The 21,890-nt window shown below is 64.5% G+C and carries 18 protein-coding genes and 1 pseudogene; 16 read left to right on the top strand and 3 right to left on the bottom strand.

Going from position 1 to position 21,890, the window contains the following annotated elements:
• Window positions 1–116: 116 nt before the first annotated feature.
• Complete coding sequence (locus tag H261_RS12830) at window positions 117–497, bottom strand: response regulator (protein WP_008618108.1); 381 nt, start codon at window positions 495–497, stop codon at window positions 117–119.
• A 202-nt stretch (window positions 498–699) separates the two neighbouring features.
• Between H261_RS12830 and H261_RS12825 the strand changes: the two genes are divergently transcribed.
• From H261_RS12825 to H261_RS12760, 15 genes and pseudogenes are all read left to right on the top strand, one after another.
• The gene (locus H261_RS12825; RefSeq protein ID WP_008618105.1) at window positions 700–1,338 is read left to right on the top strand and encodes a response regulator transcription factor; all 639 of its coding nucleotides are present in this window, start codon (window positions 700–702) and stop codon (window positions 1,336–1,338) included.
• 91 nt (window positions 1,339–1,429) lie between these two features.
• The gene (locus tag H261_RS12820) at window positions 1,430–1,795 is read left to right on the top strand and encodes a response regulator (RefSeq protein ID WP_008618103.1); all 366 of its coding nucleotides are present in this window, start codon (window positions 1,430–1,432) and stop codon (window positions 1,793–1,795) included.
• A gap of 46 nt (window positions 1,796–1,841) precedes the next feature.
• On the top strand, window positions 1,842–2,681 hold the full coding sequence (locus H261_RS12815) for a CheR family methyltransferase (protein WP_008618102.1): 840 nt from the start codon (window positions 1,842–1,844) through the stop codon (window positions 2,679–2,681).
• A 1-nt stretch (window position 2,682) separates the two neighbouring features.
• Window positions 2,683–3,771 carry a protein-glutamate methylesterase/protein-glutamine glutaminase gene (locus tag H261_RS12810; protein ID WP_008618101.1) on the top strand — a complete coding sequence of 363 codons (1,089 nt, stop codon included), beginning with the start codon at window positions 2,683–2,685 and terminating at the stop codon, window positions 3,769–3,771.
• Window positions 3,768–5,897 (top strand): two-component system response regulator, encoded by a 2,130-nt coding sequence (locus H261_RS12805; protein ID WP_008618100.1) that lies wholly within the window; start codon window positions 3,768–3,770, stop codon window positions 5,895–5,897. Before H261_RS12810 ends, H261_RS12805 begins: the two co-directional genes overlap by 4 nt.
• Before the next feature lie 75 nt (window positions 5,898–5,972).
• Complete coding sequence (locus tag H261_RS12800; RefSeq protein WP_008618099.1) at window positions 5,973–6,284, top strand: STAS domain-containing protein; 312 nt, start codon at window positions 5,973–5,975, stop codon at window positions 6,282–6,284.
• On the top strand, window positions 6,284–8,356 hold the full coding sequence (locus H261_RS12795) for a chemotaxis protein CheA (protein WP_008618098.1): 2,073 nt from the start codon (window positions 6,284–6,286) through the stop codon (window positions 8,354–8,356). The genes H261_RS12800 and H261_RS12795 overlap by 1 nt, the downstream gene beginning before the upstream one ends.
• Before the next feature lie 2 nt (window positions 8,357–8,358).
• A complete protein-coding gene (locus tag H261_RS12790) occupies window positions 8,359–8,847 on the top strand; it encodes a chemotaxis protein CheW (protein ID WP_008618097.1) in 489 nt (162 codons plus the stop codon).
• A 14-nt stretch (window positions 8,848–8,861) separates the two neighbouring features.
• On the top strand, window positions 8,862–10,673 hold the full coding sequence (locus tag H261_RS12785; RefSeq protein ID WP_008618096.1) for a methyl-accepting chemotaxis protein: 1,812 nt from the start codon (window positions 8,862–8,864) through the stop codon (window positions 10,671–10,673).
• Window positions 10,674–10,703: 30 nt separating this feature from the next.
• Window positions 10,704–11,219, top strand: coding sequence for a chemotaxis protein CheW (locus H261_RS12780; protein ID WP_008618095.1), 516 nt, complete (start codon window positions 10,704–10,706; stop codon window positions 11,217–11,219).
• Window positions 11,213–13,009: a hypothetical protein gene (locus tag H261_RS12775; RefSeq protein ID WP_008618093.1), complete on the top strand. Its 1,797-nt coding sequence runs from the start codon at window positions 11,213–11,215 to the stop codon at window positions 13,007–13,009. Before H261_RS12780 ends, H261_RS12775 begins: the two co-directional genes overlap by 7 nt.
• A 433-nt stretch (window positions 13,010–13,442) precedes the next feature.
• Window positions 13,443–16,418 carry an ATP-binding protein gene (locus tag H261_RS12770; RefSeq protein ID WP_081608932.1) on the top strand — a complete coding sequence of 992 codons (2,976 nt, stop codon included), beginning with the start codon at window positions 13,443–13,445 and terminating at the stop codon, window positions 16,416–16,418.
• Window positions 16,390–16,824, top strand: coding sequence for a response regulator (locus H261_RS12765; RefSeq protein WP_008618088.1), 435 nt, complete (start codon window positions 16,390–16,392; stop codon window positions 16,822–16,824). The genes H261_RS12770 and H261_RS12765 overlap by 29 nt, the downstream gene beginning before the upstream one ends.
• Window positions 16,825–16,831: 7 nt before the next feature.
• A pseudogene (locus H261_RS26730) lies at window positions 16,832–17,158 on the top strand (response regulator); the annotation flags it as partial.
• A gap of 33 nt (window positions 17,159–17,191) precedes the next feature.
• Entirely contained in the window at window positions 17,192–19,297 is a 2,106-nt protein-coding gene (locus tag H261_RS12760; RefSeq protein WP_235062924.1) for a sensor domain-containing protein, read from the top strand.
• A gap of 411 nt (window positions 19,298–19,708) precedes the next feature.
• Here H261_RS12760 and H261_RS12755 read toward each other — a convergent pair whose 3' ends face one another.
• Complete coding sequence (locus tag H261_RS12755; protein WP_008618085.1) at window positions 19,709–20,356, bottom strand: NrsF family protein; 648 nt, start codon at window positions 20,354–20,356, stop codon at window positions 19,709–19,711.
• Window positions 20,353–20,991 (bottom strand): sigma-70 family RNA polymerase sigma factor, encoded by a 639-nt coding sequence (locus tag H261_RS12750; protein ID WP_200860256.1) that lies wholly within the window; start codon window positions 20,989–20,991, stop codon window positions 20,353–20,355. Before H261_RS12750 ends, H261_RS12755 begins: the two co-directional genes overlap by 4 nt.
• Before the next feature lie 190 nt (window positions 20,992–21,181).
• On the opposite strand from H261_RS12750, the gene H261_RS12745 reads away from it, so the two are divergent.
• The gene (locus H261_RS12745) at window positions 21,182–21,889 is read left to right on the top strand and encodes a DUF1223 domain-containing protein (protein ID WP_008618083.1); all 708 of its coding nucleotides are present in this window, start codon (window positions 21,182–21,184) and stop codon (window positions 21,887–21,889) included.
• Window position 21,890: the final 1 nt, after the last annotated feature.

The raw sequence follows: 21,890 nt of genomic DNA, 5'->3' as shown, positions 1-21,890 counted from the left end.
GAAAAGAACAAGGATGTTCTTTTCCGTAAGCGGGCTCTTTGCCGCTCTCGCCGGATGAGCGCCAAGCCCCCAGAAGAGGGCCAGAAGCACCAGAGAGATGCGCGTCAGCCGCCCCATCACGCCTCCCCAGCGTCTCCCATCGCCGATTGAACCGCCGCGAGCAATTCTTCCCTGGAAAACGGCTTGGTCAGAACCGACCGTGCCCCCAGCCGGGCCATGATATCAGTAAATGGAATGACATGCCCCCTCATGCCTCCGGTCATGCCGATGACCGGAAGATGGGTGTTCCGGTCCCGAATCGCCGCCATCAACTGGAAGCCGTCCAGGGCGGGCATGAAGACGTCGGTCACCACCAGGTCGATATCGCCGTCCTGAAGCCGGTTGAGGCACGCCTTGCCGTCGGTTACCGCCACGACCTCATGGCCGGCCCGTTCAAGAATGGTCGAGACCAGTTCCAGGTGGGTGGGTTCGTCGTCCGCAACGATGATCCTGGCCATTGGCGCCGCCTGTTCAGGACACATATTCCGTCATAATCCTGCGGCAGGCCGGCAGGTCTGCGCCATGCGGCGAATGGCTACGGAGGGCCGCAAAGGTATATTGCGGGCATCTTTTGGCCTCGGCGTCCATGGGTGTTACTGTTATTGTGCAAGGAACCGGGATGATGCAGAATTATACATCTGATCCGCGTGGGGCTCCTGCATGCATGTCCTTATCGCCGATGATCACCCTCTTTATCTGAGTGCCGTCCGCGAACAGGTCGAGCGGCTGTTCCCCGGGGGGACGACCGAGGTCGCCGCCACCCTTGGGGATGCCTTGACGATTCTGAACGGGCCTCGGGGATTCGACCTCCTGCTGATCGACTATTCCATGCCGGGGATGAATGGCCAGAGCGGCGTCCAGACCATCGTGGCCCGATCCCGGGGAATGCCGGTGGTGGTGATGTCCGGGGTGGCCCTGGCGTCGGAAGTCAGCGCCTGTATCGGCGCCGGGGCCCGGGGCTTCCTGCCCAAGACCCTGGACAGCAAGGTTTTTTCCTCGGCTTTGAACGTGATCCTGGCAGGGGGGTCCTATCTGCCGGCCGAAATGTTCGGCACGCCGTGCCAGCCGCCGCCGCCGCCGTCCGGCGAGACCGGTGGGGGGGATGTGGAATTCGCCGAACGCGAGAAAACCATCATGGCCATGGTGGTGGAGGGCAAGTCCAACAAGGAAATCGCCCGCCTGCTCAACCTGCGGGAGGTCACCGTCAAGGTCCAGCTCACCCGCATCTACAGGAAACTGGGCGCCAAGAACCGGGCTCAGGCCGCGACGCTGATGGCCCAGGGACACGTCCTCGGCTGATATACCTTTGCCGCCCGCCGGTACCCGTTCGCGGCCTCACCTTTCGCCCATGAGTTTGGCTACCCTGGATCAACCCAATCTGGAGGCCCCCATGGCGAAGACAATTCTCAGCGTCGATGATTCCGCCAGCGTGCGGCAAATGGTCAAGCTGACCCTTTCCGGCGCGGGATACGACATTCTTGAGGCCTGCGACGGCAAGGACGCCCTCGCCAAGGCCGGATCGGCCGAGATCCACATGGTGGTGACCGACCTCAACATGCCCAACATGGATGGGCTGTCGCTGATCAAGGAATTGCGCAAGCTCCCGGCCTACAAGGGGGTTCCCATCGTCTTCCTGACCACCGAGTCCGACGAGGGCAAGAAGGCCGAGGCCAAGCAATCCGGCGCCACCGCCTGGATCACCAAGCCGTTCAAGCAGGAACAGCTGCTGGCCATCGTCAAGAAGGTCCTCGGCTAACCCTCCGCGCGGGAGGCGGGAGATGGGAACAGGTGGAGCGGCTCGGATGGCTGAATTCGACGGAGGCCTTGGTCGCATCGACAACGCCGACTTCGAACGGATCGCGTCCTTCATTCTGTCGGCCACCGGCATCAAGCTGACCGCCGCCAAGAAGACCATGGTCGAGGGGCGCCTGTATCGCCGGGTCCGGGCTCTCGGCCTCAGCAGCATCTCCGATTACATCGCCGCGGTGTTCGATTGCGGTGATTGCGACGATGAGGTGATCAACCTGATCGACGCCATCACCACCAACAAGACCGATTTCTTCCGCGAGCCGGCCCATTTCAACTTCCTCACCCGGGTCGCGTTGCCGGAGCTGGCCGGAACCGGCCACGTCGCCCGGTTCTGGAGCGCGGCCTGCTCCATCGGGGCCGAGCCCTACACCCTGGCCATGGTGCTGAGCGACTTCGCCTGCGCCGAGCCCGAGTGGCGGTTCTCGATCCTGGCCAGCGATATTTCCACCGAGGTGCTGGCCACCGCCGCGCGGGCGGTCTTTCCCGAGGAAATGGTCGAGCCGGTGCCGGTGTCCATGCGCCAGCGCTATCTGCTGCGCTCCAGCAATCCGGCCAACAAGCTGGTCCGGATGGCGCCGGAAATCCGCAGTCTCGTCCGCTTCGCCCGTATCAATCTGGTCGAAGACCGCTATCCGGTCGAGCGCGACATGGATGTGATCTTCTGCCGCAACCTTCTGATCTATTTCGACCGGGAGACGCAGGAGGCCGTGGTGCGGCAGCTGACGTCGCATCTGCGCCCCGGGGGCTACCTCATATTGGGCCACACCGACAGCATCACCGGAATGGTGGTGCCGCTGGAGCCTCTGGGACACTCCATCTTCAGGCGGACGTGATATGCAGAAGATCAAGGTTTTGATCGTCGATGATTCCGCAAGCGTCCGCCAGACCCTGGCCGACATCCTGAGCCGTGACCCGGCCATCGAGGTCATGGCGACCGCCACAGATCCCTATGCCGCCGCCCGCGAGATCGCCCACGAAACCCCGGACGTCATCACCCTGGACATCGAGATGCCGCGCATGGACGGCATTACCTTCCTGCGCAAGATCATGAGCCAGCGCCCGATTCCGGTGGTGATCTGCTCGTCGCTGCCCGAGGAGGGCTCCGACACGCTGATGCAGGCCCTGGAAGCCGGGGCCGTGGACGTCATCCTCAAGCCCAAGATGGGAACCCGCGAATTCCTGCGGGAATCCGCCGAGGCGATCTGCGATGCGGTCAAGGCGGCGGCCCAGGCCCGCCTGCAGAAACTGCCCGCCCGGCATGTGGATCGCGGCGGCCACGTCCTGGGATCGGCCAAGAAGCTGTCCGCCGACGTCATGATGCCGCCCCCCGGCAACCGGGCCATGGCGCGCACCACCGAAAAGGTGGTGTGCATCGGGGCCTCCACCGGCGGGACCGAATCCCTGCGCGAGGTGCTGGTCGCCCTGCCCATGGACTGCCCCGGCATCGTCGTGGTCCAGCACATGCCGGAACTGTTCACCGCCGCCTTCGCGCGGCGTCTCGACAGCTTGTGTCAGGTGACGGTCAAGGAGGCCGCCGACGGCGACCCGGTCCTGCGCGGCCACGTGCTGATCGCGCCGGGCAACCGCCACGCCATGCTCCAGCGCAGCGGCGCCCGCTATCACGTCAGCGTCAAGGACGGCCCCCTGGTATCGCGCCACCGCCCCTCGGTGGACGTGCTGTTCCGCTCCGCCGCCCAGTTCGCCGGCGGCAACGCGGTGGGCATCATCATGACCGGCATGGGCGACGACGGCGCCAACGGCCTACTGGAGATGCGCAACGCCGGCGCGCTGACCATCGCCCAGAACGAGGAGACCTGCGTCGTCTTCGGCATGCCCAAGGAGGCCATCGACCGGGGCGCCGCCGAAAAGGTGGTGCCGCTTGGGTTGCTGGCCGCCGAAATCCGCAGGGCGGACACGCCATGAATTCCCTCCGCCTCCCCAGCACGAACCAGCGGGCGGTGGTCATCGACGACAGCGCCAGCGCCGTGGCGCTGATGCTCCAGTTGCTGCAGACCATCGAAGGCTGCGAGCCCATCGGCTTCACCAATTCGGCCGAGGCGTTGCGGTGGTGTCTGGCCAACGACATCGACCTGCTGATCGTCGATTACGAGATGCCGGCGCCCGACGGTCTGGCCATCATCGAAGCCTTTCGCAACGACCGGGGCCGGGCGGCCATCCCGGTGGTGATGGTTACCTCCACCGAGGACGTGGATGTCCGCTACATGGCCTTGCAGATCGGCGCCACCGACTTTCTGGCCAAGCCCATCGACCATGTGGAATTCGCGGCCAGGATGCGCAACCTGCTGGCCTCGTGCCGGGCGCACAAGACCCTGGCCGAGGTCTCGCTGTGGCTGACCGAAGAGGTCCGCAAGACCTCCATGGTGGTCCGCCAGAGCCCGGCTTCCGTGGTGATCACCGACAGTGACGGCATCATCGAATACGTCAATCCCAAGTTCACCGAAACCACCGGCTATCGCCCGGAGGAGGTGATCGGCCAAAGACCCAGCCTGCTCAAGTCGGGCTATTCGACGCCGGAAATGTATCGGGAATTGTGGGACACCATCACCGGGGGCAACGAGTGGCGCGGCACCTTCCAGAACCGCCGCAAGGACGGCAGCATGTTGTGGGAGCAGGCGCTGATCTCGCCGATCCGGGATGAAACCGGCGCGATCACCAACTTCGTGGCCATCAAGGAAGACATCACGCTGCGCAAGGAATACGAGGCGCGGCTGGAATGGCAGGCCAATTACGATTCGCTGACCGGCCTGCCCAACCGCATGCTGGTGCTTGACCGCCTCGGCCAGGCCATCGCCCTGGCCGGCCGCAACAGCGACCAGGTGGCGGTGATGCTGGTGGACCTCGACCGTTTCAAGGCGGTCAACGACACCATGGGCCATGATGCCGGCGATGAAATCCTGCGCCAGGTCGCCCAGCGCCTGCGGATCGAGCAGCGTCAGGCCGATACCGTGGCGCGGGTCGGCAACGACGAGTTCGTCATGGTGCTGACCGATCTGGGGGAAGCCCACGCGCCACAGGCGGTGGCGGCGCGGATCTGCGCCAGGCTGGAGGCGCCGTTCCAGGTCGGCGACGCCGAAATCTTCATCTCCGCCAGTATCGGCATCGCCCTCTTTCCCGAGAACGGGAGCACCGCCCAGGACTTGCTGCGCAGCGCCACCGCCGCCATGCCGGTCGCCGAGACGGAAGGGCGGGGCAACTGGCGGTTCTTCACCCCCGAACTGGACGCCAGCGCCCGCAAGCGCCTGGCCATCGAGGCCAGCCTGCGCCACGCCCTGGAGCGGGGCGAATTTCAGGTGCACTACCATCCGTTGGTGGAGGTGGCCAGCGGACACATCCTGGCGGCCGAGGCTCTGCTGCGCTGGACCAATCCGGATCTGGGCCCGGTGGCGCCCGATCTGTTCATTCCCATCGCCGAGGAAACCGGCCTGATCGTCCCCATCGGCGCCTGGGTGGTCGAGACCGTCTGCCGCGACATCGCCCGGTGGGCCGGACAGGGGCTGCCGCCCATACGGGTGGCCGTCAACGTATCGTCGCGCCAGCTGGCCGACCGCGCCCTGCTGGAGGTCATCGCCCGGGCCCTGGCCGGCCAGGGTGTCGCCGCCGGACTGGTGGAGATCGAGGTGACCGAGCGCCTGCTGCTCGACCAGTCGCCCCATACCCTGACCCTGCTCAACGACCTGAAGGACATGGGGTTGCGCTTCTCCATCGACGATTTCGGGACCGGCTATTCATCCATGAGCTACCTGACCTCGTTTCCCTTCGATGTGCTGAAGATCGACCGCTCCTTCATCTCCAAGGTGACCGAGCGCGGCCAGGACAAGGCCCTGACCCAGGCCATCATCGCCATGGCCCACAGCCTCGACCTGGAGGTCGTCGCCGAAGGCGTCGAAACCCATGCGCAGCTGGAATTCCTGCGCCGGAGCGGCTGTGATTTCGCCCAAGGCTACCTGTTCACCCGCCCGGTCTCCGCCGCCGCCTTCGCCGAGGTGCTGAACGGGGGCGGCAAATATACCTTTGCCGCGATGGCTTAGCCGTTCCTCCTCCTCCTCAATATACCGACCAAGCGCCTACCCTGTTGTTCATAGATGTCCCCAAGGAGGTTGGGCATGGCACGCGCACCCACCGTCGTCATCGGCTTTACCGGCGCCGCCACCATCCGCCAGGCCGATGACATCGCCCGGCAACTGAAGCAGGCCCTGGAGTCGTCCGACCGTATCGAGGTGGATTGCTCCGGCCTTACCGAGGTGGATGTCGCCTTCATCCAGTTGATCCTCGCCGCCTGCAAGAGTGCCGAAGCCGCCGGCAAGGTTCTGAGCCTCAGTGCCCCGGCCGGCGGCGCGCTGCTGGAGATCTTGACCATCTGCGGCGCCCAGGATGGCTCCCGGGCCCAATTCTGGCTCGAGGGGAGGACCGCCTGATGTCCACCGCCATCGACCCGGTCGAAACATTCCGCGCCGAGGCGAGGGAGTTGTTCGAGCAGTTGGAAACCACCCTGCTCGACATCGAGGCCGATCCTTCGGACAAGGATCTGATCGACACGGCGTTCCGGGCCTTGCACACCATCAAGGGGTCGGGGGCGATGTTCGGCTTCGACGCCGCCTCGGCGTTCACCCACCATGTGGAAAACGCCTTCGATCTGGTCCGCAAGGGCAAGCTCGCCGCGACCAAGGAACTGGTCGAGGTGGCTTTGGCCGCCAAGGACCACATGCGCGTCCTGATCGAACAGCCCGAGGCCGCGCCGCCGGGGCGCAGCGAGGCCCTTCTCGCCCAATTGGCCGGAATCATCGGGATCGGGCCGGTGGTGAGCGTGTCGAGCAACGACGCCCATCCACCCGAACCGCCGCCCGAGCGCACCACCTACCGCCTGCATTTCAGGCTTGCCCGGAACGCCATGGCCATGGGCGCCAATCCGCTGCTGCTGCTGAAGGAGCTGCGCGAACTGGGCGACTGCACCATGGTGACCGACACCGACGGCATTCCCATGCTGGAGGAGATGGACCCCAGCGGCTGCTATCTGGCTTGGGACGGCCTGTTGTCCACCGACCAGCCGCGCTCGGCCATCGACGATGTTTTCATGTTCGTCATCGACGACATGGAGCTTTCCGTCGAGGTGGTCGAGCCCGAGGCCAAGCGCCTGGGGGAAATCCTGGTGGAACGCCATGCGGTCTCGGCCGATGCCCTGGACAAGGCCCTCGACCAGCAGCCCCGGCTGGGGGCCATGCTGGTCAAGGAGGGGCTGGTCAGCACCGACAAGGTCGCGGCCGCCCTGGCCGAGCAGAAGCATCTGAAAGGCGAGGTCGAGAAGGTCGCCAAGGCGGATGCCGCCGACATCCGGGTGCAGGCCAGCCGTCTCGACGAATTGATGGATCAGGTCGGCGAACTGGTCATCGCCCAGGCCCGCCTGCGGCAATTGGCCAATGCCGGCAACGACCCCCATCTGAAGTCGCTGGTCGAGGAGATCGAACGGCTGTCGTCGGAACTGCGCGATACCACCATGGGCATCCGCATGGTCCCCATCGGCTCGCTGTTCGGCCGCTTCCGCCGGCTGGTGCGCGATCTGTCGAAGGAATTGGGCAAGGAGATCGCCCTGACCACCTCGGGCGAGGAGACCGAGTTGGACAAGACGGTGATCGAACGCCTGCACGATCCCCTGGTCCACCTGATCCGCAACAGCCTCGACCATGGCGTCGAGGCCCCCGATATCCGGGAATCCAAGGGCAAGCCGCGCCAGGGCACCATCCACCTGTCTGCCATCCATTCCGGCGCCCAGGTGCTGATCAAGATCACCGACGACGGCGCCGGCATCGACCCCGTGCGGGTCCGCGCCAAGGCCGAGGAGAACGGCCTGATCCCGCCCGGTGCCGAACTGAGCGAGCCGGAGATCTTCCAGTTGATCCTGCAGCCGGGTTTCTCCACCGCCGCCAAGGTCACCAGCGTGTCGGGGCGTGGCGTCGGCATGGATGTGGTCAAGCGCGCCATCGACCAGTTGCGCGGCACCATCGACATCGACAGCACCCTGGGCTCCGGCTCCACCATGACGCTGCGGCTGCCGCTGACCCTGGCCATCATCGACGGGTTGCTGGTCCGGGTCGGCGAGGGGCGTTACGTCATCCCGCTGTCGGCGGTGGAGGAATGCGTCGAGTTGAGCGCCGAGGACGACCGGCGCGCTTCCGGCCGCGACTTCCTCAACATCCGCGACGAGACCGTGCCGTTCCTGCGGCTCAAGGCACTGTTCAACGTCGTCACCGATCCCGAGCCCTATCAGAAGGTGGTGATCGTCTCGACCGGCGACGCCCGGGTGGGGCTGGTGGTGGATCAGATCATCGGCGACTACCAGACGGTCATCAAGTCGCTGTCCAAGATCCACAGCACGGTCCAGACCTTCTCCGGGGCGACCATTCTCGGTGACGGCACCGTGGCGCTGATCATCGACGTGCCGCGCCTGATCGATTTCGGCCAAGCCTCCGAGTCCCAGAAGAAGGCGTCCTAAAGATGGGAAATGTCCACACACTCTCCCGTCCGGTCGAGATTCTCACCCTGGCCTTGTCCGGGGAGGCGTTCGCCCTGGAGGCCACCATCGTCCGCGAGATTCTCGACCTGGTGCCGATCACCACCGTTCCCAATGCGCCCCGCTACGCCACCGGGCTGATCAACGTGCGCGGCAAGGTGGTGCCGCTGGTGGATCTCAGGGTGCGTCTCGGCATGACGGTGGAACCCCGCACCATCGATACCCGCATCGTGGTGATCGAGGCCACCCTGGATGGCGAGCTGACCATGGTCGGCCTGCTGGCCGACAAGGTCTACGAGGTCGCCGAGATCAACATGCAGTCCATCGAATCCACGCCCAAGGTCGGCATGCGCTGGCCGCCGGAATTTATTCGGGGGATCGGCCGCCGCAACGGCGGTTTCCTCATCATCCTTGATATCGACCGGGTCTTTGCCTCCGAGCCTGCTCGCGAGGACCGGCTCCACGGGTCCTGAACAGGAGACTGACAATGTTCGCCAACATGAAGATCAATGCCCGGTTGACGATCCTGCTCGTCGTCATGATCCTGCCCATGGCCATCATCACCTATCTGGGCGACCGGGGTATGGGCTTGATGCACGCCTCGCTCAAGACCGTCTACGAGGATCGGGCGGTTTGCCTGGTGCAACTGGCCAAGATTATCGACAACATCGGCCGCGTCCGCGGCAGATTGCTGGAAAGCATCATGGCCGCGACTCCCGAGGAACGGCGGAACAGTGTCTCCAGGGTTGCCGAGCTTAGGCATGAGATCGCCAAGGAGTGGTCGGACTATCTCTCCACCTATCTCGCTCCGGAGGAAAAGGAGATCGCCGAGCGCATCCAGAAGAGCCTGGACAGCTACAACAAGGGGGTCGACAACGTTGTCGCCCTGCTGTCCGCCAATGCGGACAACAGGGCGCAGGTCTCGGCCATCATGACCGGCGAGATGCGTCAGACGGTCATCGTTCTGAACAAGAATTTGCGCGATAACCTCGCCCTGCAGGAGCGGGTGGCCAAGTCCGAGTACGAGAAGGGCGGCGAAACCTTCACCAGCACCCGCATCCAGAATCTCTCCGCCGTGGCCATCGGCCTGCTGGCCGCCATCGCCCTGGCGGTGATGATCGTGCGCTCCATCACCGTTTCCATCGCCACCATGGTCAAGGCCCTGGGGGCGGTCGCCGAGCGGCGCATGAGCACCGTCATCGAAGGGCAGACCCGCAAGGACGAGATCGGCGAGATGGCCCGCGCGCTGCACACCGTCAACGAGAACCAGCGCGACATCGCCGGCATCGCCGATCAGTTGGCCGGGGGGGACCTGACCGTCACGGTCACCCCCCTATGCGACGAGGACGCCCTGGGCATCGCCTTGAAGACCATGGTCGAAAAGCTGAGCAGCGTGGTGGGCGAAACCGTCAACGCCGTCCAGAACGTGGCGGCCGGCAGCGAGCAATTGTCCTCGGGCGCCGAGGAACTGAGCCAGGGCGCCACCGAGCAGGCCTCGGCCACCGAACAGGCCGCCTCGTCCATGGAGGAGATGGCGGCCAACATCAAGCAGACCGCCGACAATGCCAGCCAGACCGAGAAGATCGCCCGTCAGTCGGCCAAGGACGCCCAGGCCTCGGGCGAGGCGGTGGGGCGGGCGGTCAGCGCCATGCAGACCATCGCCGAGAAGATCGGCATCGTCCAGGAAATCGCCCGCCAGACCGACCTTCTGGCGTTGAACGCGGCGGTGGAGGCGGCCCGGGCCGGCGAGCACGGCCGTGGTTTCGCCGTGGTGGCCTCCGAGGTCCGCAAGCTGGCCGAGCGCAGCCAGGCGGCGGCCGGCGAGATCAACGCCCTATCCACCGAAACGGTCAAGGTCGCCCAGGACGCCGGCCAGATGCTGAGCAAGCTGGTGCCGGACATCAAGCGGACCGCCGAATTGGTGGAGGAGATCACGGCGGCCTGCCGCGAACAGGATGTGGGCGCCAATCAGGTCAATCTGGCCATCCAGCAATTGGACAAGGTAACCCAGCAGAACGCCGCCGGCGCCGAGGAAATGTCCTCGACCTCGGTGGAACTGGCCTCCCAGGCCGAGCAGCTCCAGAACACCATCGACTATTTCCGGACCACCCAGAGCACGGCCAAGCCGGCGGCGGCCAAGCCCGTCGCCCGGCATGCCCAGATCGCCCATATGCCGGCCGGCAAGGCCAAACCGGCGGCGCGCCCCGCCGCCAAGACCGAGCCGGCCGCCAAGAAAGGGGCGGGCAGCGGCACGATCATCGAAATGGATGCCGAGGATGCCGAGTTTCAGCGCTACTGAGGCAAGGGCTTCGACAGGAAGGACCGGACCATGAGCCAAATCGCCACATCGGACAGGGCCGCCCAGTACGTCACCCTCGGCATCGACAAGGAGATCTTCGCGGTGGAGGTCGAGAGGGTGCATGAAATCCTCGACCTCTGCCCCATCTCCCGCATTCCCAACGCGCCGCCCTACCTGATGGGGATGATCGATGTCCGCCGCTGCACCGTGCCGGTGGTCGATCTGCGGGTGAAGCTGGGCTTGCCGGCGGCCCCGCCCACGCCCAGCACCCGCATCATCGTTCTCGATGTGGCGACCGGGGGGCGGAACGTGGTCATGGGCCTGGTGGCGGATCGGGTCTACGAGGTCACCGGCCTCGCCGATCATCCCATGGAGGCGGCGCCCAATATCGGCATCCGCTGGAACTCGCAGTTCATCAAGGCGGTCGGGCGGCGTGGCGACGCCTTCGTCATCGTCCTCGATATCGGCTACCTGTTCAGCGGCGACGAAACCGCCCTGATCGCCATGCCGGACCGTGCGCCACAGACCTCGGGTGAACCATGCTGACCCCTCCCGGCGCCGTCGCTCCCGCCGAGGCGCAGCGCATCCGCGCCGCCCTGGCCGATCTGGATGCGGCCCTCGGCCGCCTGACCGGGTCGGCCGACCAGGATTTCCTGCGGCTCGGCAACAGTCTGGGGCATGCGGTGGAGGTGTTCGCCCGGCTGGGCGGCAATCTTGCCGGATTGGCGGAGCAACTGCACAGCCCGGAGGCGCATGATGCCGTCTCCGGCCTGGAACGGGCCGTCCAGGGCATCAGCCGGATGTCGGGAGGAGAGGCGAACCGGTCCGGTTCGATCCTGCTCCAGCTGGAGGAGGGCGCCACCGAGGTGGCCACGCGGCTCGACCAGTTGCAGCGGATCATCGGCGAAGTGGGGGCGCTGGCCATCAACGGCAAGATCCAGGCTGCCCTGGTGACGGCGGCGGGGGTTGATTTCTCGGTCTTCACCAAGGAGATCGGCCGGTTGGGAAACCTGGCCGCCACATCCATCGAGCAGGCCGGGGGCCGTCTCGGCACGGTTCGGGGCGCGGTGGCCTCGGCACGGCAGGCCGAGGCCGATTTCGAGCGTAACGAGGCCAAGGAACTGGAGGCGGTGCGTGCCCGCATCGATGCCAGCCTTTCCGTTCTGGCCGAGCGCCGCCATCGCGTCGCCCACACCGCCGATTCGGTGGCGGACAAGTCCAGGCGTATCGCCCAGCGGATCGGCGCGACGGTGGCAGAGCTTCAGATCAACGACAGCGTCTGCCAGCGAATCGAACACGTGCGCACCGCGCTGCGGGCCATGGTCTCCTTGGCGGCCGGCGAGCCCGTCACCGAACCCGGTTGCCAGTGGCTGGGCGATGAAATCGGGGAGGAACGCCGGGCGCTGATGGTCGGTGGGGTTCTTCACCTCCAGGCGGCCCAGTTGGACGGCGGGGCCGGCGATTACCGGGGCGAGGTCGAGGGATTGGCCCGCAACCTGTCCGCCCTGGCCGGGGAGGCCGCGGAAATCCTCGCCGAGGCGGAAGACGCCTTCGGCGGCGGCGGCGGCGGGGGATTGTTCGTGGCCGAGATCGAAAGCGACATCCGGCGGGCCAGCGAACTGCTCACCGCCTATGCCGAGGCCCGCAGCCGGGCCGGGTCGGTGGTCGGGGCGGTTTCCAGCGGCTTTCGCGCCATGGCCGCCGATCTCGCCGCCATCCAGTCCATCGACGCCGACATGCGGGTGATGGGGCTCAACGCCACCTTGAAATGCGGCCGCCTCGGCAATGACGGGCGGGCGCTGGGCGTCGTGGCCCACGAGTTGCGCGCCTGCAGCAAGCGGACAGAGGATTGTTCGCACTCCATCGCCGAACTGCTGAAGGTGGTCCTCGGCCTTGCCGACGATCTGGCCGTCGCCGCGGCCGAGGGCGACGGCGGCGAGGCGGGCGATCCCGTGGCGGTCATGGCCGAGTCCATGGCGGCGCTGTCGCGCGTGGGCGTGTCCATGTCCGACGCCCTGGCGGAGTTGCGGGCCGATGCCGGCGGCGTTTCAACGGCCCTGACCGAGACCGCAGCCGGAATTGAAATTCATCATCGGGTGGGAGCGGTCGCCAAGGATGGCGTGGCCCGATTATCGGCGATCGCCGCCGGCCTCGCCGCCGAAACCGACCTCGACGAGGCGCTCCACAAGGACATCCACCGCCTGATGCAGCCCTGTTACACCATGGACGCCGAACGCTTCATCCATCAGGCCTTCGCCAAGGACGATTCGGCGGCAAAGGCGATGCAATCGAAGGCCAAGGATGCCGAGGACGATCTTGATGGCATGTTCCTGTAATCGGAACCGGTCAACGCCCTGCCGTCAATATGCCCTGCAGGCCATGGAGATGTGGGAAAATCACGAACTTTTCCGCTAATTCAATGTAGTGCCGGAAATCTGCTGCGGCTGGAAATGTCGAAAAGCCGGGCCCTCCTGGCGTGGGAATGTCGTGGCGCCAGCGCTGGATCGAATCCTTCCTTTCCGATGAGTGGGCGGACATTCCTTCCAACGGAGATTGCGCGTGCGGCATTTGGTGTCTGAGCGGGAAGGTGTCATGGAGGCTCATCCTTGATCATTAAGGGTGAGATTAGACAGCGCAGGGTAAATACACTAGGTATAGTGTCGTATAAATTTTATTCTTTTCGGTTGTGCTGCGATTGAGTCATGATGGTTGGAGGATTCACCGGAAGTCGGGTTGCCCCCTTGGGGCATCTCTATTTTGGGGGTTGGGGTGGCGACCAAACCATCACCTCCGTCAGCGTCAGACAGGGCGCCGCCCGCCGGACAGGGACCGGATTTCCGCGCCCTGTTCGAAGCGATCCCCGGCCTGTATCTCGCCCTTGATCCCGACCTTCGTATCGTGGCGGTCAGTGATGCCTATGCCCTGGCCACCATGACCAGGCGCCAGGATATCGTCGGCCGCAAGATTTTCGATATCTTTCCGGATAATCCGGATGATGCCAATGCCGATGGCGTCCGCAATCTGAAAGCCTCGCTGGAGCGGGTCCTGGAGACGCGGGCTGTCGATACGATGGCGGTCCAGAAATACGATATCCGCAAACCCGAGGCGGAGGGGGGAGGCTTCGAAGTCCGCTACTGGAGCCCGATCAACTCACCTATCGTGGAGCCGGGTGGGACCCTGACGCATATCATTCACCGTGTCGAGGATGTGACGGACTTCGTCCAACTCCAGCAGCGCGAGGCCGAACGGACGAAACTCGCCGAGAGCCTTCGCGAACGTTCGGGGCAGATGGAGGCCGAGATTTATGCCCGTGCCCGGGAAGTGGCCGACATCAATTTCAAGCTCAAGCAAGCCAATGGGGAACTGGCCCGGCTTTATGAAAAAACCAGGGAACTGGACGAGTTGAAATCCCAGTTCTTCGCCAATGTCAGTCACGAATTGCGCACCCCGCTGGCCTTGATCCTCGGCCTGGTTGCCCGGAGAACGGCCGATCCCAACCTTGCCGATCCCGCGCGGCGAGACCTGGACGGTATCCATCGCAACGCCCGCCTGCTTTACCGCCATGTCAGCAACCTGCTGGATATTTCCAAGCTCGAAGCGGGACGGATGCTGATCCATTACGTCCAGGTTGATCTGGCCCGGGAAATCCGCCTGATCGCTTCTCATTTCGAATCGCTGGCCGAGGGGCGGCGTATTCAGTACGGGGTTCGGGGGCTAAGCGAATTGCCGGCCCAGGTCGACCAGGAGATGGTTGAGCGTATCCTGCTCAATCTGTTGGCCAATGCCTTCCGCCATACTCCCGATGGCGGCAGCGTCGCCGTTTCGCTGCAGGAACGGTCGGGGTGTGCCGTCATCCAGGTTCAAGACAACGGCCCCGGCGTTCCAGCGGCACTGCACGATACCATCTTTGAACGCTTCCGGCAGGGTGAGCGCCGGTCCGGCGGCACCGGATTGGGGCTGGCGATTGTCCTGGAATTCTGCCGTCTTCACGGCGGAAGTGTCGTCGTTTCCGATTCCCCTGGCGGTGGGGCCCTGTTCACGGTCACCCTGCCGCTTATGGCTCCAGCCGGAGCGGAGGTCGTTTCCTCCGCCTCCGTGCCCATGGACCCCAACCTCCTTCCCCAGGCGGTGGACCTTCAACCGCAACCGGCGGCGCCGCATTCCAAGGTCCTGATCGGTGCGCCCCTGGTCCTGGTTGTCGAAGACAATCCCGACATGCGGGTCTTCCTGGCCGAGGCCCTGGCATCCCATTACCGGGTTGCCGTGGCCTGCGACGGCCAGGACGGGTTGGAGATGGCCCTGGAGGTGCGCCCGGACCTCGTCATCAGCGACGTCATGATGCCGCGGATGAACGGTGATGAAATGGTCGTGGCCCTGCGTGCCCAACCTGGCATGGAGGACGTTCCCATCATCATGCTGACCGCCAAGGCCGATGATGAATTGCGGATCAAGCTGCTGCGCGACGCCGTGCAGGATTACGTTTACAAGCCATTCTTGCTGGAGGAACTTCTCGCCCGGGCCGGGCGGCTAATCGATGAGCGCTGGAAGAAGTTGGCGGTGCTGCGCGAAAATGAAGTTCGATTCCGGGCGACATTCGAGCAGGCGGCGGTCGGCATCGCCCTCCTTGCTCCCAATGGCCATTTCCTGCGGGTCAACGCCAGGCTTTGCTCCATTCTTGGCCTCGACCAACTGGACCTGCTGTCGTGCGCCCTCCGTGATGTCACTCATCCCGACGACGTGGATTTGGATGTGGCCGAGGCCCGCTCCCTGATTGAGGGGCATATCCAGACCTACACCGTCGAGAAGCGCGGTATGGGAAACGGGGCGCGGATCATATGGCTCAGCCTGACCGTGTCATTGGTCCGCAATGCGCTCGGCGCTCCCTATTATTTCATCGTGGTGGTCGAAGACATTCAGCGTCGCAAGGAGGCTGAAAACGACGTTCTGCGCCTCAACGCCGGCCTGGAGCAGCGGGTCCGTGAGCGAACCAGCCAGTTACAGGCCGCCAATGAGGAACTGGAAAGCTTTTCCTACGCCGTATCCCACGATCTTCGCGCCCCCTTGCGTGCCATGACCGGGTTCAGCCAGGCCCTGGTGGAGGATTTCGGCGATTCGCTGGAGGGTGAGGCCCGCAATTACCTCGACGAGATCGTCCGGGGCGGCAAGCACATGGCCGAACTGATCGATGGCCTGCTTCAACTGGCCCGAAGCACCCGTGGTGAATTGCGGCGTGATCGTGTGGACCTGTCCGCGCTGGCGCGGGCCATCCGGGACGAACATTCCCGCGCCAAGCCAAGATACAGACGCCGGGTGACGTGGCGGATCGCTGGTGGGCTGGCCACCCGGGGGGATTCCAGGATGATCGACGTCGTCATGCGCAATCTGCTGGGCAATGCCTGGAAATACACGTCCAACACCGAAGAGGCGGTAATTTCGCTCTATGTCGAGAATGACGGCACCGGTCCGGTGTTCTGCGTCGCCGACAACGGGGCCGGCTTTGATCCCAAGCATGCCGAAAAGCTGTTCAAGCCGTTTTCCCGCCTGCACCGCCAGGATGAATTCCCCGGCATCGGAATCGGGCTGGCCACCGTCCAGCGGATCATCCGCCGTCATGGCGGAACCATTCAGGCCGTTGCGTCGCCGGGGAAGGGGGCGGTCTTCCGCTTCACCTTGCCCGAGGCCGGGCCGGATGGGGACGACAGCGAAGGAGATTGGAATGGTCGGCAAGTCGATTCTCCTGGTTGAGGACAACCGCCAGGACGAGATGTTGATCATGCGGGCCCTGCGCAAGATCAATCTGGCCAACACGGTCGATGTCGTCCGGGATGGGCAGCAGGCCCTCGACTATCTTTTCCGCGAGGCTGAATTCGCCGGGCGCCCGGCAAGCGATCCCGCCGTGATTCTGCTCGACATCAACCTGCCGCGGATCAACGGGCTGGACGTTCTCAGGCGATTGCGCGCCGACAGTCGCACCGGTCTGCTGCCGATCGTGCTGCTGACTTCGTCGGACGAGGAGAAGGATCGGCTGACCGGTTATGAGGAGGGAGCCAACAGCTTCGTTCGCAAGCCCCTGGATTTCACCGAATTCGCCGAAACCGCAGCCCGTCTCGGCGTGTACTGGTTGCTGACCAACGAACCTCCTGTGAAGTGACGATCCCATGGAAACGTCGATCAATATTTTGATTATCGAGGATGTGAGGGCCGACTTCCTGATGGTGGAGCGCCATCTGCACCGTAACGGGCTTGCGGCCCGATGCAGCTGGGCGGTCAATGCCGTCGAGATCGCCGCCGCCCTGGAGCGGGGAAAGTGGGACCTTGTCCTCTCCGACTACAATGTTCCCGGGCTCGATTTTCACGAGAACCTGGCCCATATCCGGGGCCGCTTTCCCAACCTGCCGGTTCTCCTCGTTTCGGGAAGCGTCGGCGAGGAGGAGGCGGTCGAACTCCTCAAGATCGGCACCTGGGATTTCGTTTTGAAGGACAATCTGACCCGGCTGGTGCCTTCGGTCCGCCGGGCCTTGGCCGAAGCCGCCGAGCGCGAGGCCCTGCGTCTTGCCGAGGAAGGCCTGCGCCTCAGCGAGGAGCGCTTCCAACTGGCCATGCGCGGTGCCAATGATGGGCTATGGGACTGGAACCTGAAATCCAACCAGGTCTATTTCTCTCCCCGCTGGAAAGGCATGCTCGGCTACGGGGAGGGCGAATTGGAGGCCTCTCCCTTCACCTGGGTCAACCTGCTCCACCCCGACGACCGCCTGCCGACCCAGGCGCGGATGGGCGAATTCCTCAAGGGCGGGGATGACCGGATCGAACTCCAATTCCGGATGCGCCACAAGGGCGGCGGCGACCGTTACATCCGGGCCCCGGCCTTTCTGACCCGGGATGCGCAGGGACGGCCCGAACGACTGGTCGGCACGCATATCGACATTACCGAGGCCAAGGAAGCCGAGACCAGCCTGCGTCAGGCGGCGGCGGTTTTCACCTCGACCCTGGAGGCGGTCTTCGTGATCGGCCTCGGCGGGGGCATTCTTGCCGTTAACCCGGCCTTCTCCACCATTTCGGAATACCCCGAGGGCGAAGTCCTGTCGCGGGGGATGGATTTCCTGCTGGCGAACCAGGACGATCGGGCCTTTCATCAGGCCATATGGCAGGCAGTCCGGGAAAATGGAGCCTGGCAGGGCGAAGTATCGTTCCGGCGCCGGGGAGGGGATGCCTTCCCCGCCTGGCTGGGCATCACCTCGGTCGGCGACGAGAAGGGAGAACCGATCAATTATGTGGGGGTCTTCACCGATCTTTCCCGGCTCAAGCATTCCGAAGCCAAGCTGCAGCATCTCGCCCATCACGACCCCCTGACCGGTCTTCCCAACCGGGTTCTGCTGCAATTGCGACTGGAACATGCCCTTGACCGGTCGCGGCGGGACGGCCGCCGGTGCGCGGTGCTGTTTCTCGACCTGGATCACTTCAAGGTGGTCAACGACAGCCTGGGCCATGATGCCGGCGACGAGGTGCTGCAGGTGATCGGCCACCGGCTGCGGGACCAGATGGGAGAGGCCGATACCCTGGCCCGTTTGGGGGGAGACGAGTTCGTGATGGTGGTGGAGACCGTTGCGCAGGCGGAGGATGCCGCCAGTATCGCCCAGGCGATGATCGACGTCGTCGGCACCCCTTATCGCCTGAACGATAGTCACGAGGTCAGCCTCAGGGCCAGTGTCGGCGTCAGCCTCTTTCCCGATGATGGCGAGGGCGCCGACCAACTGATCCAGAATGCGGATACGGCGGTGCATCAGGCGAAACAGGAAGGCCGTAACGGCTATCGCTTCTACACCCGGTCCCTGACCGAGAAGGCCAACCGGCGTCTGGAGATGGAGGCCGGTCTGAGACGGGCGCTGGACCTGCGCGAATTCGTATTGCACTACCAACCGCTGATCTCGTTGACCGGCGGCCGGGTGGAAGGGGTCGAGGCCCTGGTGAGGTGGCAGCCGCCGGGACGGGAGATTATTTCTCCCTATCACTTCATCCCCCTGGCCGAGGAGACGGGGCTTATCGTCGCCTTGGGCGACTGGGTGCTGCAGGAGGCCTGCACCCAGATGAAATCCTGGCTTGATCTTGGGCTGCGCCTGGACAAGGTGGCGGTCAATCTCTCCGCGCAGCAATTCCGACTTTCCTACCTGCAAGAGCGCATTCGCGACATCCTGAGCGAAAGTGGGCTGCCGCCATGCCGTCTTGAGCTGGAACTGACCGAAACAACCATCATGGCGCGCGGGGATGAGGCCGGAATTCAAATGGCGGCCCTCAAGGACCAAGGCGTGCATTTGTCGATCGACGATTTTGGAACCGGGTATTCCTCACTCGCCTATCTTCGCCGTTTTCCCCTGGATAAGCTGAAGATCGACCAAAGTTTTGTCCGAGACATCCCCCACGACGAGGGCGCCGCCGAAATTACGTCGACGATTATCGCCATGGCCAAGAACCTGAAGCTTTCCGTTCTGGCCGAAGGTGTCGAAACCCCGGAGCAATTGGATTTCCTGACCGGCAGGGGCTGCGATTCCTGCCAAGGCTTTTTCTTCAGCCGACCGCTGGCCGCCGACGATTTCAGGCATTGGATGGACCGCGCCGCCGGCCCCTGACGATGGCGATGCTTGACTTGGCCGGCGGGCAAGACGCCGCCCTACCGCGATGTTCGCGGGTCCGAATGGATCGAAATTCGCCTCGGGTAACGCCCGCTTATTGGACGAGTCTTGGATAAGTTTTGGACGGTTATAATTTTATTCAATGAAGTCAGATGGTTGCCGTCAATGCACCGTGCAGACCATGGAGCCTGGGATGCGCCAGGATTTCAACTGGAAAATCAATTGGTTGGATCCAATGGGCAGGCTGTAGAGACGGTGCGAAACGTAGCGATCTGCGCCAATGGAATTAAATAGTTAGCGGGTAATTTTACAAAGGAGCCGCTGGTCGTTTGACCTGCTCTGGAACATTCATCGGACAAAAAGTCGAGGCGCGGCAGGGGAGGCCGGAAAAGAGCCATTCCACCCGATTTATTCCGACCCACGCGTCATACCCATCGGCTTTGTTCCAACCACCAGCGCCAGAAGCCCGACGGCAATGAACTGAAAGATCAGGACCAGCAATCCGGAATCCTCGGGATGGGCCAGCGACAGCCCGCCATGGGCCAGGGCCGCCGCCGCCAGCCCGCCCAGCATCACCGGCAGCCGGGGCTCGAAGCAGGCACCGCGCCGCAGCATCAACAGCAGGACCACCGTGGGAATGGCGGTGATCACCGCGATGTCCGGCAGGCAGTGGAGGTGGGGGCCGTTCAGCAGTTCCCCCGATTGCGGGGACAGCCATTCCAGGAAGCATTGGCGGCCGAATCCGCCCAGCCACACCAGCATGGGCGGGATCGGCAGCAGCGCCCAGACCTTGGGCGTTCCCGGAACGGTCAGCGCGAGGCCGGCGATGGCGGCGCAGAATGCGGTCAGGCCACAGGCGATCAGCTGGATCACGAAGGCCGGTTCGGCCATGCGCAATCCCAGATCGGCCCGCAATCCCAAGGTCAAGGCGATGGCCGCTACCACCGGAACCGCCAGGGCGAACCAACCCAGCGCCCGCCGGGTTGGCGGGGGCAAACGCCGGACCGGCCGCGCGTCTTGGCTCAGGGAAAGGATCAGGTCGTCGGTCCGCATCATCGCTCCTTTCCTGTCATGGCGGCGCGCAGGGCCTTGAGCCCACGATGAACCGCCACCTTCAACGCGCCGACACTCATGCCGGTTTCTACCGCCGCCTCCTTCAACGAGCGTTCCTCCAACTTCAGCAGTTCGACGGCGCGACGCTGGCCTTCGGGCAGGTTGGCGATGGCGCGGCGCAGGAGCTGAGGGTCGCCCTGTGGCTCGTCGGGTTCATCGGCCGCCACATCGGGCAGCCCGAACTCGAAGCTCCATTCCGGCCGCTCGTGGATGTTCCGGCGCGCTGATTTGCGGGCGGCATCGGCGACACGGAACTGGGCGATGGCCATCAACCAGGGCATGAATGGCCGTTGCGGGTCATAGGTATGACGGACGCGATGAAGCGAGATCAGAACCTCCTGAACGATATCCTCGCAATCCGTATCGCCCCACCGGCGCCGAACAATCCGACGCAGCATCGGGGTGATTTCGGCCAGCAAGCGGCCATAGGCGGCACCGTCGCCATCCTGGGCGGCCGCCATCAGGGCACCCCAAGCGGTGCCGGGCTCCCTCTGCTCGCCGCTGGTCACGGCTTGGCCACCCTTGCTTTCAATCAAACCCGACAATGCCTCGAATGGGGGATTGGCCGCAATATCCATGGCGGAACAGGCCTTTGTATTCAGCGGGAGCCTGATGGGAATTCGCCGCGAAGGGGGCACAGGTTACAGTCCCTTTCCCGCTCGCTGCGCTTCCCGGCCGCGGCTCGGCCCGCGACTGTCGGAGGCAGCGGGAAACCTTTTCCCCTCTCCCGACGAATAGGGATCAGCACAAGCTGATCGGGAGGGCGCCATGGGACGGAATGCGCACATCATTGGCGTGGCGCTTGGCCTTGCCGGCCCGCTGCTGCTGGGCGCCGCCGCCGGGGCGGAGCCCATGCCGGTAGTGGTCGAGCTTTTCACCTCGCAAGGGTGCAGTTCCTGCCCGCCGGCCGATCGCCTGCTGGGTGAATTGGCCAAACGGCCGGGAATCATCACTCTGGCCTATCACATCGACTATTGGGACCGTCTCGGCTGGAAGGATCCGTTCAGCCTGAAGTCCGCCACGGCACGTCAGAACGCCTATGTGGCGGCCATGGGCCTCAAGACCCTCTATACCCCCCAGATGGTGATCAACGGTACCACCGACGTGGTGGGCTTCGACCGCCCCGCCGTGCTGGCGGCGCTGGACGCCACGCGCGACGGAATGCCCGTCCACCTGTCGCGGGCCGACGGTACCCTGACCATCGAACTGGGGGCGGGGGCGCCGGCCGAGGTCTCCCTGGTCGCTTATAGCGGCGAGACTGAGACCAGGGTGACGCGGGGCGAGAATGCCGGTCGGATTCTGAAGGACACCTCCATCGTCCGCGCTGTTCATCCCCTGGGGCGTTGGGACGGAACGCCCAAGGCCATCCGCTTCGATCTGTCGGCGCTTCCGGACAGCGCCAGCACTGTCGCCGTGCTGGTCCAGGGGCCGGGCCTGGGACGGATTCTGGGCGCCGCGACGATCCCCCTGCGCTAGG

Origin of the sequence: Paramagnetospirillum caucaseum, assembly GCF_000342045.1 — a bacterium.
GTDB lineage: Bacteria > Pseudomonadota > Alphaproteobacteria > Rhodospirillales > Magnetospirillaceae > Phaeospirillum > Phaeospirillum caucaseum.
This window is presented reverse-complemented; position numbering and strand designations above follow the sequence as displayed.

Bases quoted from the DNA above. Each gene is read 5' to 3' on its own strand.
- H261_RS12830 (WP_008618108.1), bottom strand. From the start codon at position 497: ATGGCCAGGATCATCGTTGCGGACGACGAACCCACCCACCTGGAACTG.
- H261_RS12825 (WP_008618105.1), top strand. From the start codon at position 700: ATGCATGTCCTTATCGCCGATGATCACCCTCTTTATCTGAGTGCCGTC.
- H261_RS12820 (WP_008618103.1), top strand. From the start codon at position 1,430: ATGGCGAAGACAATTCTCAGCGTCGATGATTCCGCCAGCGTGCGGCAA.
- H261_RS12815 (WP_008618102.1), top strand. From the start codon at position 1,842: ATGGCTGAATTCGACGGAGGCCTTGGTCGCATCGACAACGCCGACTTC.
- H261_RS12810 (WP_008618101.1), top strand. From the start codon at position 2,683: ATGCAGAAGATCAAGGTTTTGATCGTCGATGATTCCGCAAGCGTCCGC.
- H261_RS12805 (WP_008618100.1), top strand. From the start codon at position 3,768: ATGAATTCCCTCCGCCTCCCCAGCACGAACCAGCGGGCGGTGGTCATC.
- H261_RS12800 (WP_008618099.1), top strand. From the start codon at position 5,973: ATGGCACGCGCACCCACCGTCGTCATCGGCTTTACCGGCGCCGCCACC.
- H261_RS12795 (WP_008618098.1), top strand. From the start codon at position 6,284: ATGTCCACCGCCATCGACCCGGTCGAAACATTCCGCGCCGAGGCGAGG.
- H261_RS12790 (WP_008618097.1), top strand. From the start codon at position 8,359: ATGGGAAATGTCCACACACTCTCCCGTCCGGTCGAGATTCTCACCCTG.
- H261_RS12785 (WP_008618096.1), top strand. From the start codon at position 8,862: ATGTTCGCCAACATGAAGATCAATGCCCGGTTGACGATCCTGCTCGTC.
- H261_RS12780 (WP_008618095.1), top strand. From the start codon at position 10,704: ATGAGCCAAATCGCCACATCGGACAGGGCCGCCCAGTACGTCACCCTC.
- H261_RS12775 (WP_008618093.1), top strand. From the start codon at position 11,213: ATGCTGACCCCTCCCGGCGCCGTCGCTCCCGCCGAGGCGCAGCGCATC.
- H261_RS12765 (WP_008618088.1), top strand. From the start codon at position 16,390: ATGGTCGGCAAGTCGATTCTCCTGGTTGAGGACAACCGCCAGGACGAG.
- H261_RS12755 (WP_008618085.1), bottom strand. From the start codon at position 20,356: ATGATGCGGACCGACGACCTGATCCTTTCCCTGAGCCAAGACGCGCGG.
- H261_RS12750 (WP_200860256.1), bottom strand. From the start codon at position 20,991: ATGGATATTGCGGCCAATCCCCCATTCGAGGCATTGTCGGGTTTGATT.
- H261_RS12745 (WP_008618083.1), top strand. From the start codon at position 21,182: ATGGGACGGAATGCGCACATCATTGGCGTGGCGCTTGGCCTTGCCGGC.